10 protein-coding genes are annotated in these 13,908 nt (G+C 60.2%); 4 read left to right on the top strand and 6 right to left on the bottom strand.

The genetic code is table 11. From position 1 onward, the window contains the following. Window positions 1-526: 526 nt before the first annotated feature. The gene (locus HDF16_RS10735; RefSeq protein WP_184216481.1) at window positions 527-706 is read right to left on the bottom strand and encodes a hypothetical protein; all 180 of its coding nucleotides are present in this window, start codon (window positions 704-706) and stop codon (window positions 527-529) included. 81 nt (window positions 707-787) lie between these two features. Between HDF16_RS10735 and HDF16_RS10730 the strand changes: the two genes are divergently transcribed. After that, window positions 788-2,116: an amidohydrolase gene (locus HDF16_RS10730; RefSeq protein WP_184216479.1), complete on the top strand. Its 1,329-nt coding sequence runs from the start codon at window positions 788-790 to the stop codon at window positions 2,114-2,116. 176 nt (window positions 2,117-2,292) lie between these two features. Here HDF16_RS10730 and HDF16_RS10725 read toward each other — a convergent pair whose 3' ends face one another. Together HDF16_RS10725 and HDF16_RS10720 are read right to left on the bottom strand one after the other, a co-directional pair. Then, window positions 2,293-2,445 carry an MFS transporter small subunit gene (locus HDF16_RS10725; RefSeq protein WP_184216477.1) on the bottom strand — a complete coding sequence of 51 codons (153 nt, stop codon included), beginning with the start codon at window positions 2,443-2,445 and terminating at the stop codon, window positions 2,293-2,295. A gap of 37 nt (window positions 2,446-2,482) precedes the next feature. Next, a complete protein-coding gene (locus HDF16_RS10720) occupies window positions 2,483-3,859 on the bottom strand; it encodes an L-lactate MFS transporter (RefSeq protein ID WP_184216476.1) in 1,377 nt (458 codons plus the stop codon). 216 nt (window positions 3,860-4,075) lie between these two features. Here HDF16_RS10720 and acs point away from each other — a divergent pair, with 216 nt between their 5' ends. Next, entirely contained in the window at window positions 4,076-6,046 is a 1,971-nt protein-coding gene (acs, locus tag HDF16_RS10715; RefSeq protein ID WP_184216474.1) for an acetate--CoA ligase, read from the top strand. Between the two features lie 276 nt (window positions 6,047-6,322). On the opposite strand, the gene HDF16_RS10710 is transcribed toward acs, so the two are convergent. The 3 genes from HDF16_RS10710 to HDF16_RS10700 all read right to left on the bottom strand — a co-directional run bounded on the left by HDF16_RS10710 (window position 6,323) and on the right by HDF16_RS10700 (window position 10,379). Then, the gene (locus tag HDF16_RS10710) at window positions 6,323-6,919 is read right to left on the bottom strand and encodes a hypothetical protein (protein WP_184216472.1); all 597 of its coding nucleotides are present in this window, start codon (window positions 6,917-6,919) and stop codon (window positions 6,323-6,325) included. Window positions 6,920-7,100: 181 nt separating this feature from the next. Further along, window positions 7,101-9,521, bottom strand: coding sequence for a PAS domain S-box protein (locus tag HDF16_RS10705; RefSeq protein ID WP_184217421.1), 2,421 nt, complete (start codon window positions 9,519-9,521; stop codon window positions 7,101-7,103). 168 nt (window positions 9,522-9,689) lie between these two features. Continuing rightward, window positions 9,690-10,379, bottom strand: coding sequence for a YybH family protein (locus HDF16_RS10700; protein ID WP_246409009.1), 690 nt, complete (start codon window positions 10,377-10,379; stop codon window positions 9,690-9,692). Between the two features lie 60 nt (window positions 10,380-10,439). On the opposite strand from HDF16_RS10700, the gene HDF16_RS10695 reads away from it, so the two are divergent. Together HDF16_RS10695 and dxs are read left to right on the top strand one after the other, a co-directional pair. Further along, window positions 10,440-11,843 carry a dicarboxylate/amino acid:cation symporter gene (locus HDF16_RS10695; RefSeq protein WP_184216470.1) on the top strand — a complete coding sequence of 468 codons (1,404 nt, stop codon included), beginning with the start codon at window positions 10,440-10,442 and terminating at the stop codon, window positions 11,841-11,843. Window positions 11,844-12,018: 175 nt separating this feature from the next. Next, the gene (gene dxs / locus HDF16_RS10690; RefSeq protein WP_184216468.1) at window positions 12,019-13,908 is read left to right on the top strand and encodes a 1-deoxy-D-xylulose-5-phosphate synthase; all 1,890 of its coding nucleotides are present in this window, start codon (window positions 12,019-12,021) and stop codon (window positions 13,906-13,908) included.

Genomic DNA, 13,908 nt, shown 5'->3' with positions numbered 1-13,908 from the left:
AGTCGAGTGAGGATTTGGATGGCCAGGCTGAACTCTATCGGTTCGATCCTGTACACCCCGGCTAAAAGCTGCAACAAGTCACGTCATGGAGCGATGGTCCGGATTGGCCGCCACCCTATGCTTCTCACCGCGCCGGAGTCTGGCTGCAACGGTAGCGGTAAAAAATCGGTACGCACTATCAGGGTACACTTCCGTAACCGATGATAGTATCGTCGCCTGTCCACTGCGGCATGGCACTTGCACTTTCGTTGCAGGGGTGTCCCCTATGGAATCATGCCGTTTGCTGCTGATTTTGCGTTCTCCCTATAGATGATCGTCCGGCGCGAGAGGTGGCTTGAGGGTAACGGGGAGGTAAACATACCCTTCCGTTTGGATGTCTGCCGAAGCTGCGCCAGTGGCGGTAGAGGACCTGCGAACTCCGCCGCTGGATCGTATCCGATGCGATTTCGACGAGGCCGGAGCGCAAAAGTCACCGGGTATTTTTTACCGGAAGAACGGCAAATTGTGGCTTGTTCCACGCGCCGCGTCAGCGTTTCAAGTCGCTGAGTGCCTTGAGGTAGCGCTCGGGAGGGGCCGGAAGCTGGCTGTCTTTCACTGCCGCCCGGTAGCCGCCGTTGTAGATGGAGTACATCACGGCGAGCGAACAGCCGACGCCAAAGACGAAGCCGAAGAATATCGCGAACATCGCCGACCAGAGGATCGTCATGCTGATGAAAGTTTACAGGGCTATACACTGATCGCACCGTAAACCTGTTCTTACCTGTCTATACCTGTTCCCGGAGAACTCATGAAGACTCTTGAAGTTGGCTGCCTTACGGCTGCCGTCCTGGTTGTCGCTACTGCGACGCTGCGTGCGCAGGATGTGCCTGCGCTGGCCAATGTACAGTTACCGAACCTGCTGGCGACATATAAGTCTCTGCACGCCGCTCCGGAGTTGTCGCATCACGAGGAGAAGACTTCTGCCCTGCTGGCGGGCGAGCTTCGAGCGGCCGGTTATACAGTGACCGAGCGTGTTGGCACTTACAAGGATGGTTCGAAGGCGTTCGGGGTGGTGGCGATTCTGAAGAATGGAGCGGGGCCGACGCTACTGGTGCGGGCGGACATGGACGCTTTGCCGGTGACGGAGAAGACGGAACTGCCCTATGCGAGCGTGGTGCGCGCGAAGAATCCTGCGGGGCAGGATGTTGGGGTGATGCATGCGTGCGGGCACGACATCCACGTGACGACGATGATCGGCGTGGCTCGGCTGATGGCTCAGGAGAAGGCGAAGTGGCACGGGACGCTGATGCTGGTCGGGCAGCCGAGCGAGGAGACGATCGACGGCGCGGCGGCTATGCTTGCCGACCACCTCTATGAGCGCTTCGGAACACCGGACATGGCGATCGCGCTACATGACAGCAACCTGGCCGTCGGGACGCTTGCCGTTGTACCCGGCTATGCGATGGCAAGTTCGACGGGCATGGATGTCCTTATGCGCGGCGTAGGAGCGCATGCTTCGCAGCCACAGAGTGGCAAAGACCCGATCGTGATGTCGGCAGAGTTCATCGTGGCGCTGCAGACCATCGTCAGCCGGTCTACGCCGCCCCGATCACCGGCCGTATTGACGGTTGGTGACATCCACGGCGGGACCAAGCGCAATATCATTCCGGATGAAGTGAAGATGGAGCTGAACTTCCGCGCCTACGACGAGACGGTGCGGCAGACGATCCTCGCTGGAATCGAGCGGACGGCTAAGGGAATCGCCATTGCCGCCGGCGTTCCCGCAGATCGTATGCCCATCCTCACGATGCAGGAGTACACGCCCTCCATGTACAACGACCCTGCCCTTTCAGGTCGACTGGTCGCGCTCTTTCAACAAAAGTTTGGTAAGGAATCGGTCGTCGAGGACGATCCGAAGATGGGGAGTGAAGACTTCGGTGTCTTTGGCCTCGACCATAAGATCCCTGCGGTGATCTTCTGGCTGGGCGCTTATGACCCGGCGAAGGTTGAGCAGAGTGAGAAGTCGGGCGTGCCACTGCCTTCGCCTCACTCTCCTTTGTTTGCGCCGGTGCCTGAACCGACGATTCGGATGGGTGTGAGCGCCATGACGGATGCTGCGATTGCGTTGTTGCAGTAGCGGCCAGAAGGGACAAGGGCAGATCCGGAGTCTCTCTGCATCGTGATGATGTCGATGGATCTTCTCCAGGGCTAAAGCCCTTGTCCTGGCGGCGGCCGTACCGCGGGCTGAAGCCCGCTGCTACTCCAGATGGCTTGAGCAACTACGAGGTTGATTTGGCGATGCGGTATTCCTCATTACTTCATCGGTGCGGTTGCGGCTGGAGCGGGTTTGGCGAAGATCTTCAGCGCATTTTGCACGGTGTAGTTCAGCCCCCATAGGGTGGGGAGTACGACGATCACCCAGGCGGCGGCAATCAATGCGGGCGAGGACTTCTTTACTTCGGTCATGCTGGATCTCCTTTGCGGCCTTTTTGAAGGCACGCTCTTAGTGGGCTGCGCCTACCGGTGTCAGGGTCTCTGAGTCCTTGAGCCAGTACTTCTCGCTGACAGGCTTCACGAAGAGGTTGGCGATGAAGCCGACGACGAGCAGGCCGGACATGATATGCAGGATGAGCGGATAGGCGTCCTGCTTCGGTAGCTTGTTGGCAACATAGTGATCGAGGATGCCGTTGACGATGAGCGGGCCGACGATGCCGGCGGTCGACCAGGCGGTGAGCAGGCGACCGTGGATCGCGGAGACGTTATAACCGCCGAAGAGGTCCTTCAGGTAGGCGGGGATGGTGGCAAAGCCGCCGCCGTACATCGAGATCACAACCGCTGAGATGAGGACGAAGAGCGTCACCGAGTTCAGGTGATCGAGCCGGGTGAGGGGGAGGAAGAAGTAGAGGACGGCTCCCAGCGTGAAGAAGACGAAGTAGGTCACCTTGCGGCCTAGCAGGTCGGAGCAGGAGGCCCAGATGAACCGGCCGGCCATGTTGAAGATGCTGAGGAGGCCGACAAATCCTACGGCGGCGGTTGGGCTGATGACACCTTTGAAGAGGTCCTGGATCATCGGGGCGGCTTGCTCGAGGATGCCGATGCCCGCAGTGACGTTGGTGAAGAGGATGATCCATAGCAGCATGAACTGCGGGGTCTTCCAGGCTTGTGCGACGGCGACGTTGTGCTTCGAGATCAGGGCAGATTGTCTGACCGGAGCTGTCCAGCCTTCGGGCTTCCAGTCCTTAGCGGGGACGCGGATGGTAAAGACGCCGAACATCATGAAGACGAAGTAGATCGCACCCATGGTGATGAAGGTGTACGGAATAGAGGGCTGTCCGGCAGCCTTGAAGTGGGCCATGAGCTGGTTGGCGAGCGGGCCGCCGATCATGGCGCCTCCGCCGAAGCCCATGATGGCTAGGCCGGTTGCGAGGCCCGGGCGATCGGGAAACCACTTGATCAACGTCGAGACGGGAGAGATGTATCCCAGGCCGAGGCCGATACCGCCGATGACTCCGTAGCCGAGGTAGATGAGGGCAAGATTGTGGGTGGTGGCACCGGCTGACGCTACGAAGAAGCCGATGCTGAAGCAGAGTGCCGCGAAGAACATCGCCTTGCGTGGGCCGGCCTTCTCCAACCATGCGCCGAAGAGAGCGGCGGAGATTCCGAGGAAGGCGATGGCGATGGAGAAGATATAGCCGACCGCTTTGAGGTTCCAGGCGGAGCCATCCGCGCCGTGAAGGGCGAGGAGCGGATTTTTGAAGACGGAGAAGGAGTACACCTGGCCGATGGAGAGATGGATGGCGAGAGCGGCAGGAGGTACAAGCCAGCGACTGTATCCGGCCGGCGCAATGGAACGATCACGATCAAGAAAGCCAAGAGACATGTTCAAAAACTCCAGTATTCAAGTGCTCTTTACATGGATGCAAGATGGCGTTGCGGGAACCATGGTAAGAGTTGATCGCACCCAGATTCTTCGATGCCGGGACAACCATACACTGTGCCTAGGACGATTGTCCGAGAGGCTGGCTCGTTTGTTTGCCTGTGGTGCGCGGCATAGCGTACCTTTTTGCTATTCAAGTGAAACCGAGGTAATGGTTCGATGGCAGGGCAGACTCTTGTGACACAAAACACCAATTTAAGTTCAACCCTTCGCGAGCACCGCGTCTTCCCTCCCCCGGCCGAGTTTGCGGCCAAGGCACATATCGGTAGCCTGGCGGAGTATGAAGCTCTGTACAAAAAGAGCGTCGAAGAGCCTGATGCGTTCTGGGCGGATGCGGCTTCGAACCTGGAGTGGTTCGCTCCGTGGTCGCAGGTGCTGGATGGATCGGGTCCACATGCGAAGTGGTTCGTGGACGGCAAGATCAATCTCTGCCATAACTGCGTGGACCGCCATGCGCTGAGCACTCCGGAGAAGGTGGCGATTCTGTGGGAGGGCGAGCCGGGAGAGGTTCGCAAGATCACCTATGCCGAACTGCATGAACAGGTGCAGCGGTTCGCAAATGTGCTGAAGGCGCAGGGTGTGAAGAAGGGCGACCGGGTTGCGATCTACATGGGCATGTCGCCGGAGCTGGCCATGGCTCTGCTGGCGTGTGCGCGCATTGGTGCGGTGCATTCGGTGATCTTCGGCGGATTTGCCGCTCATGCGCTGGTGGATCGGATCAACGACTCAAGCTGTGTTGCAGTGCTGACGCAGGATGGCAGCTTCCGCCGTGGCAGCGAGATCAAGCTGAAGGCGATTGTGGATGAGGCGCTGACCAAGTGCCCGTCGGTGAAGAGCGTCATTGTCTATCAGCGGACGAAGTCTTCGATCAACATGCAGGAGGGACGAGACATCTGGCTGCATGATGCTGTCGGGTCCGTTGCGGCAGAGTGTCCGTGCGAGTGGATGGACGCGGAAGATCCGTTGTACATCCTCTACACGTCGGGGACGACGGGCAAACCTAAGGGGCTTGTTCATACGACCGGTGGATATGCGGTTGGAACCTATCTGACGAGCAAGTACGTCTTTGATCTGCGGGGTGACGACGTTTACTGGTGCACAGCCGATATCGGCTGGGTTACCGGGCACTCCTATGTTGTGTATGGGCCGATGCAGAACGGCGTGACGGTGCTGATGTACGAGGGCGCTCCCAACTTTCCTGAGAACGACCGGTTCTGGAAGATCATCGACGAGCACAAGGTGACAGTGTTCTATACGGCTCCGACGGCGATCCGAGCGTTCATCAAGTGGGGCAACGAGTGGATCGAGAAGTACGATCTGGGCTCTCTGCGGCTGCTGGGTACGGTGGGCGAGCCGATCAACCCTGAGGCGTGGATGTGGTATCACCGCATGGTGGGCAAGGAGCGGTGCCCGATCGCCGATACTTGGTGGCAGACGGAGACAGGCGCGCTCATGATCACGCCGATCCCAGGGGCGATCGCGACCAAGCCAGGTTCCGCGACGCGGCCTTTCTTTGGAATTGTGCCGGAGATCGTTACAAAGGAGGGCGAGCCCGTGCCTGACGGGCAGGGGGGATTACTTGTAATCTCGAAACCCTGGCCTTCGATGGCGCGGACGATCTATGGTGACCCAAAGCGGTATGAGGAGGCCTACTTCAGTGAGGTGCCGGGCAAGTACTTTACGGGCGATGGGGCGAGGCGCGATCAGGATGGCTACTTCTGGTTGATGGGGCGCGTGGATGACGTCATCAATGTGAGCGGCCACCGGCTGGGGACGATGGAGATCGAGTCGGCCCTTGTGGCGCACACGAAGGTCGCTGAGGCGGCGGTGGTGGGACGTCCTGATGAGATGAAGGGGCAGGCCATCGCGGCGTTCGTCACGCTGGAGCATGGGTATGAGGCCAGCGATGAACTGCGGCAGGAGCTGCGGCAGTGGGTCGCGAAGGAGATTGGGGCGCTGGCTCGGCCGGATGATTTGCGGTTTACCGATGCTCTACCGAAGACTCGTAGCGGCAAGATCATGCGGCGGCTGCTGAGGGAGTTGGCGACTACGGGTGAAGTCAAAGGCGATACGACTACGCTTGAGGACTTTGCTGTGGTCGCGAAATTGCGGGAGCAGGACGAGGCCTAGTGGCTGGGGTGGGAAGCAGATCCTCCGTTTCCCACCCCGGCCAGCAAGTGCGCCGACCCGGGACCCCGGATTCGCGCCGTATGACAAGGGTTGGATGAGCGATCAAGGTTTGCAAAAGACAACGGCCTCCAGACGGAGGCCGTTGTCTTTTGCGAGTACGTGGTGAAGGAGTTTAACCGCCGCGCCGACGAAATGCGGTGGTCTCTCCACTACCACGCGATAGAACCGCATGGCTACGGTCGAGATGACGTGTTCTTGACAGATGCTGAGCGGTTGTCAGGCGGAGACGTTGACCAGTGAGCCGGTTCCCTGGCCGTGCTGGACGAGGTAGCTGGCCACGGCTTGAAGCGCGTCGTCGGTGCTACCGGATTTCAGAAGGGTGGCAAGCTTGGTGACGAGCTTGTCCAGGGCGGTCTCCGAGGTGACGGAGGTCGAGTCAGAACTGCTGGTCGCCGAGGCGGAAGTGCTAGAAGTTGAGTCGGGCTTGATGCCAAGATCGAGCTCCAACTGCTTTATGTCGGACTGAGCTGCGGTGGTGTTACCCGAGGTGAGGTCTTTGAGGAACGAGGTCAGGTCTTTGGTCGTGTTGGACTCAGTTGAGCTGGCCTTGAGGTCCTTCTGCAGTTGGGCCAGCGCCGTCTTCGCGTTGGTCGCATCGCCCGAGGCAAGATCCTTCAGCAGGTTGACGAGATCCTGAGTAACAGGGTCGAGCGAGCTGGTCGATGAGCTGTCGGTTGACGAAGAGAGGAGAGAGGTTGAGGAGACTGCGCTGGTGGATGCGGTCTGGGCGGTGCTCGATGTAGTGACCGGGCTATATGCGCTGTCGAGCAGCGACTGGAGGACGGAGGAAGAGACACCAGTTGTAATTGACACAGAACGCTCCCTGAAGATCGATGCTCGCGGCAGAATCCTGGAAAGAGCTCCGGGGGAGGATTAGGTACCGCTGCACCATAGTGACCTGAGGGAATGTGGAGTGGAATACCCCGATGGTGCTAAGCAAAGTTTGCCGTAAACGGCAGATTTTGCCGGGCTTAGCCTGCGACGGAAGAGTCGTTTATATGAGGGACGTGTCTGAGTCCGAGGGCCGCGACGGCAGGGTGAAGAAGAAGCTGGAGCCCTCGTCCGGCTTGCTGGTAGCCCAGATGCGACCGCCATGCTGCTCTACGATGCTGCGGCAGATGGCGAGGCCGAGGCCGGTGCCTCCGCGAGACCGCGAGTCCGAGGCGTCGACCTGGTGGAAGCGCTCGAAGATCTGTTCGAGCTTGTCCTCGGGGATTCCGGGGCCGGAGTCCTGGACTTCGATCTGGACCTCGTCATTCTCCGTGCGGCTGGCCTTAAAGACGATGCGACCACCCTTGGGAGAGAACTTGATGGCGTTCGAGATGAGGTTGTTGATGGTCTGGGAGACGCGGTCAGGATCGGCCCAGGCATCAACCTGCTGCGCTTCAACCTGGATTTCGATGTCGGCGCGGGCGGCTTGAGTCCGCTGGGTCGCGGCGGCCTTACGCAGCAGTTCGTCGATGCCGAACATACTGTAGTTGAGCTCAGTCTTGCCGCTGTTGATGCGTTCTAGGTCGAGGATGTCGTTGACGAGAGCGACGAGCCGGTCGGTGTTGCCGATTGCAATATCGAGCATTTGCCGGGTTCGCTCGGGCTTGGTGGAGAGTGCGCCGCTCTGGATCAGGCCGAGGGAGGCGCGAAGTGAGGTGAGCGGCGTGCGGAGTTCGTGCGAGACGGTGGAGATGAACTCGTCCTTCATGCGGTCGAGGGCGCGTCGCTGGGTGGTGTCCGTGAAGGCGACAACGACGCCGACGGCACGGCCGCCGGGGATCCGTTCGCCGTCTACGGTGCGGGCATCGGTATCGACCTGGGGACGGGCGACGTAATCGACCGGGAAGAAGGTGCCGTCCTTGCGCCAGAAGACCTCGGTCGAGACGCGTGTGGTCTCCATCTTACGAAGACTTAGATTGACCGGGCATGTCTCCCATGAGTAGTGCTGGCCGCTGGGATGGTGATGATGGATGAGATCGTGCATGGACTTGCCGAGCACCTCTGCCGGCTCGTAGCCCAGCATCTGCGCGGCGGCAGGATTCATCACGGTGATGCAGCCTTCGAGGTCGACACCGAGGATGCCGTCGCCGATGGACTCCAGGATGGAGTTGGACTGGCGGACGAGGGAGCGGAGTTCACCTTCGGCGCGGATCTTATCGCTGACATCGACGCCGAAGCCAAGGACGTAGGGCTGCCGCTCGGGGACGGAGATGAGCTTGTTGCGGAAGGCGATGACGCGGAGTTCGCCGTTCAGATGGCGCAGGTGGAGCAAGCCTTCGGCCTGGCCGGTGCGGGCGATCTGGTCGAGATACTGGGCGAAGAGCTTCTCGGTGCCGGGGAACATGAGGTCGAGAAGAGAGTGGCCGACGACTTCGTCGACGGTGCGGCCGATGGCCTCGGCCCCATGCTGGTTTACGGAGAGCAGGACGCCTGTGGCATCGTGCGTGCAGACCATGCCGAGCGACCCCTCGATGAGTTCGCGGTAGCGGGCTTCGCTCTCGCGCAGGGTGGCCTCGGCGTCGCGTTGTACGGTGACGTCGATACCGGTGGAGATGATGAACGCCACTTGCTTCTGAGCGTCGAGCAGGGCCGTCGCCGACCAGGAGATGCGCCGGGGGCTTCCGGTCCGGGTGAGCCAAATATTCTCAAAGGTGACGGGATATCCACCCGTCCGAATGCCTTCGAATTCGCGCATGGCTTCGGGAACGTCTTCGCTGGGGATCAGTTGCTCCCAGACATAACGACCGAGGAGCTCAGAAGACTTGTAGCCGGAGATGGTCTCGCAGGCGCGGTTGAAGCGCACGATGCGGCCGGCGGTGTCGAAGACGGCAACCAGGGCACCGACGGTGTCCAGCACGGCGGAGACGAAGTTGCGCTCGACGGTAAGGGCGGTGTCGGTTCGCTGATGGACGCGGGCAGCGAGCTCCATCTGACGGACGCGGCTGTTGAGTTCGAGCCGGGTGATGATCTGGCGGCCGATGATGGTAAGCGCGTCGCGCTGCGAGGCTGTGAGTTTTCGGGGGACGGAGTCCAGAACGAAGACAGTGCCGATGACGGTACCGGTCGGGGTGATGAGCGGAGCTCCGGCGTAGTAGCGGAAGATGCGACCGCCGAGTTCGATGCCGCGCTCAGAGTGCTCCGGATCAAGATAGGCGTCCGCGACTTCGTAGACTTCCTGCTGGGTAACCGTCCGCTCGCAAGGACTGTCGCCGCGAGGCTGCTCCGCGACGGAGATGCCGACGGTCGCTTTGAAAACCATACGGTCACCATCGAGCAACATGACCGCGGCGATGGGAGTATTGCAGACCTGAGTGGTGAGGCGCGCGAGGTCGCTGAGCGCCGGATCGACTGGCGTTGTCAAGACCTCGTATTTTTCGACGGCTTCGACACGCAAAGCATCGTCTTCGAGCGAGCGCTGGCTCATAGTCTTAAATTTCATGGTAGGAGATGAACTGAAACTGAATGCTGCCACTTATGGGTGACTGGGCAATCCAGTTGAAGATCTGCAACGTACTCACCCCAGAGACGCCTTCCGTTGTTTCTGGAATACCTGGGATGATGAGACCCTTTGAATCGGTAAACAGTCTTCCGGTTACGGCTTGGGCAGTTTGCAGCAGCTCCCTGCGTCGGGAGGCTCTTCTGCACTCGATTCCATCGCCACCTTCCAACCCCCGCCTGGCCCGGAGGTGTCGCTTCCCTTCTTCCATACAGTTATGTAGCGACCAGACAGGGTTACGGTCTGGCCGTGTTGATCTTTGAAGGCCGCATCATAGTGGCCCCAAGTAAATCCCATATCGTTTGAAGGGCCCATTTGGGCGCCTTGCGCCACCCAAGTCAATTGATAGTCCTTCGGGTCCCACTGCGCCTGAGCAGCGATTGCCGTCTTTCCCATAACGGGAGACTTACCGTTTGCCAGCGACACGGCGTCGTCGGCAAACCAGCTTGAGAATGCCTTTCCTCCACCCGCAGCGACCGAGGCGGCGAACTTCGTCTCCAGTTCCAGAAGCAGGATGATGCCGGGAGTGAAGGTCGGCTGGGTTAGCGGGCTTATCTTGTATCCGTTCTGTGGGAGCGGATCATAGGTTGATGTTGTCGACTTCTGAGACTGCTGCGAGCGCGGGAGAGGAGGTAGCCCGGTAAGACGGCCCTGCGCTGGGGCACTCTGCGTGTGACAGTAGAGTCCGCAGAGCAAAGCGGTAACTGTCACAAGGTGACGCATACCGACCATGCTATCAGTCGTCTGCAGATTTGGATGAGCGTTGATGTCGGCTGGAATCGACATCTCTTTGAGCCGTGCAGACGACGAGAGACGCCAGTTCGAAACTGTTATTCTTCGCAAGCGATGGCAAATGCAAGACCTCTGCGATTCCTTCCGTCCGGCTTCGTTTTGCCTCTCTGCGCAGTGGCGCTCTTGCTCCTGGGCATCGCTGCGGGAGTGTTGCTGCCCCAGGTACCGGTTACTGGTTTGATTCTTCGCTGGGCGGGAATCGCTCTGCTGGCGGCGCATGCTGCCGGCCGGCGGTCGGTGACTCCATGGATCATCGCTGCGATGATCGCGGGGGCCGAGATTGGCTTTGACGCTCCCTCGTTCGCGATCCATCTGCGGGTCTTCTCGGACATCTTCTTGCGGCTGATCAAAACGATCGTCGCTCCGCTGATCCTGGTGACGCTGATTACGGGCATCGCCGGGCATGGCGACCTGAAGGGCGTTGGCCGGATGGGGCTGAGAAGCTTTATCTATTTTGAGGTGGTGACGACCCTGGCGCTGGCCATCGGGCTGGTTGCTATCAATCTGAGCCACGCTGGTGCAGGTCTGACCCTGCCGGCGAGTCCTCATGAGGCGGTCGCCACGCCGCCGGCACTGCGATGGGACGACTTTCTGCTGCATATCTTTCCGGAGAACATCGCGAAGTCGATCGCTGAGGGACAGATCCTGCAGGTGGCAGTCTTCGCGGTGCTCTTCGGGATTGCGCTCGCTACACTGCCGGATTCGAAGCGCGGTCCGGTGCTGCGGCTGACCGAGTCGCTCTCCGAGGTGATGTTCCGGTTCACGAATGTGGTGATGTACTACGCTCCGATTGGCGTCGGCGCGGCGATGGCGTTTACAGTCGGCCACATGGGGCTGGGTGTGATGGTCAACCTGGGCAAGCTGCTGCTGACGTTCTACGCTGCGCTGGTTGCCTTCGCGCTACTGGTGCTGCTGCCTGCGGCATTGTTCTTTCGGGTGCCGATCCGGCGGTTTCTGCGAGCGGTGGCCGAGCCAGCGACCATCGCCTTTGCTACCTCAACCAGCGAGGCCGCACTTCCGCGCGCGATGGAGTGTATGGAAGCGCTGGGCGTGCCGCGGAGGATTGTCAGCTTCGTGATCCCGGCGGGATACAGCTTCAATCTGGATGGATCGACGCTCTACCTTGCGGTGGCCAGCATCTTTGTGGCGCAGGCGGCGGGGATTCATCTTTCGATTGGCAAGCAGCTCGCGATGATGGCGACACTGGTGTTGACGAGCAAGGGAGTGGCCGGTGTGCCGCGCGCGGTGCTGGTGGTGCTGCTGGCGACGGCGGCGACCTTCGGGCTGCCGACAGAGCCGATCTTCGTGATCCTGGGCATCGACGCGATCATGGATATGGCGCGGACGATGATCAACGTCGTCGGGAACTGCCTGGCTTCGGTGATCGTGGCGCGGTGGGAGGGAGCATTCGACGCTGAGCCTGTGTCGGAGGTGGTTCGCGAGGGTACTGTCGCCTAAGTAACCGACTTCACACGATCAATAGACCGCCTGAATCCTCTTCTCGGGCGTCTAACGGTTGATATACTTGAGGGCTACGGCAGGCGGCGAAGTAGTCGTCCCGGCAAGCTCGAAGGATCGACTGGACCCTACCGCCAGCACCAAGGTTCGCATCCACGGGCAGACAGGTACGTGAATGAGCAACATCCTCGAGACGATCGAATCCCCCGCAGACATCAAGAAGCTCTCGCTCCCACAACTGGAGACGCTCGCGGCGGAGATCCGCGAACGGCTGATCCATAGCGTCTCGAAGACCGGCGGACATATCGGCCCGAATCTGGGCGTGGTCGAGCTGACGATTGCGATGCACTACGTCTTCGACACGCCGACGGACAGCTTTGTCTTTGATGTAAGCCATCAGGCTTACGTGCACAAGTTGTTGACCGGGCGGGAGAAGCTGTTCCATACGATTCGACAGCCGGGCGGCCTGAACGGCTTTATGCTGCGGACCGAAAGCGAACATGACAGTTACGGCGCGGGGCATGCCGGGACGGCTCTGAGCGCGGCCCTGGGGATGGCGGTGGCTCGGGACATGTCCGGCGGATCGGAACATATCGTCGCGCTCGCCGGGGATGCTGCGTTCACCAACGGCATCTCGTTTGAGGCGTTGAACAATATCGCGTCGCAGACGAAGCGAATGATCGTCGTGCTGAACGACAATGCGTGGTCGATCGACAAGAACGTCGGGGCTATTGCCGAGTACTTCCACAAGATCGTCACCAATCCGACCATCGCCGGGCTGCACGAGCGGGCATCCGGGTTGATCGGGCGCTTTGGCGGTAAGACAGCGACCCACCTGCGGAAGAAAGCGGAAGAGGCTGCGAAGGGACTGATCGGGCCGGGCATGCTCTTCGAAGAGTTTGGACTGACGTACTTCGGGCCCCTGGACGGACACAACCTTCCTCTGCTGATCGATACGTTCAAGTTCCTGAAGCAGCAAAACCGGCCCGTCATCCTGCACGCGATCACGCAGAAGAGCCGAGGGTTCCAGCCGGCGATTGAGCAGCAGAAGAAGTTCCATGGCCTGGGACCTTATAACGCCGAGACGGGTGAGACGAAGCCGACAGGTCAGAAGACTTACTCGGAGATCTTTGCGGAGAGCTTGTCGAAACTTGCTACGGCGAACGACAAGGTGGTTGCGATCACGGCAGCTATGCCGAATGGGACCGCGCTGGACCTCTTCCGGCCACTGCATCCGACGCGGTACTTCGACGTGGGTATCGCCGAGGAGCACGCGGTGATCTTTGCTGCCGGCATGGCGACCAAGGGTTACAAGCCGTTCGTTGCCATCTACTCGACCTTCTTGCAGAGGGCGTTTGACCAGATCGTGCATGATGTCTGCCTGCAGGAGCTTCCCGTCGTCTTCTGCATGGACCGTGGTGGGCTTTCAGGTGACGACGGGCCGACGCACCATGGGCTTTTTGATATCAGCTATTTACGGAGCGTACCTAATCTAATTCATATGGTTCCGAAGGACGAGGACGAACTCGCCGACATGATGTACACGGCGATGCTGCATCCGGGGCCATCGGCGATCCGCTATCCGCGCGGTGTCGGGCCGGGAACGCCGGTAAAGGTCAAGCCCGAGGCACTGGCGATCGGCAAGGCAGAGATCATTCAGGACGGGGAGGATGTCGCGATCTTTGGGCTGGGCGCGATGCTGCCTGAAGCGATTCGGCTGGCAGCGATGCTGGAGCGCGAGGGCATTTCGGTGGCGATAGTCAACCCACGCTTTGCCAAGCCGGTCGACGCCGCTTGCGTGGAGGCGTACGGAAAGCGATGCGGTCTTCTCGTCACGATGGAAGACCACGTCCTGGCGGGCGGGTTTGGGTCGGCGATCTTGGAGTGCGCGAACGATCAGGAGATCGCGACTCCCGTGGTGAGGATCGGATGGCCGGACGAGTTTATCGAGCACGGCAAGCCGGATGCGCTGCGCGCAAAGTATGGCCTGACCGCCGAGGCGGCGCTGGACAAGATTCAGCCTTACTTGGCGACGCTTCGCCGAGCACACATGATAACGAGCTAA

The organism is Granulicella aggregans, assembly GCF_014203275.1.
Taxonomy (GTDB): Bacteria; Acidobacteriota; Terriglobia; order Terriglobales; family Acidobacteriaceae; genus Edaphobacter.
The sequence above is the reverse complement of the archived record's forward strand: the minus strand, read 5'-3'. Positions and strand labels throughout refer to the sequence as shown.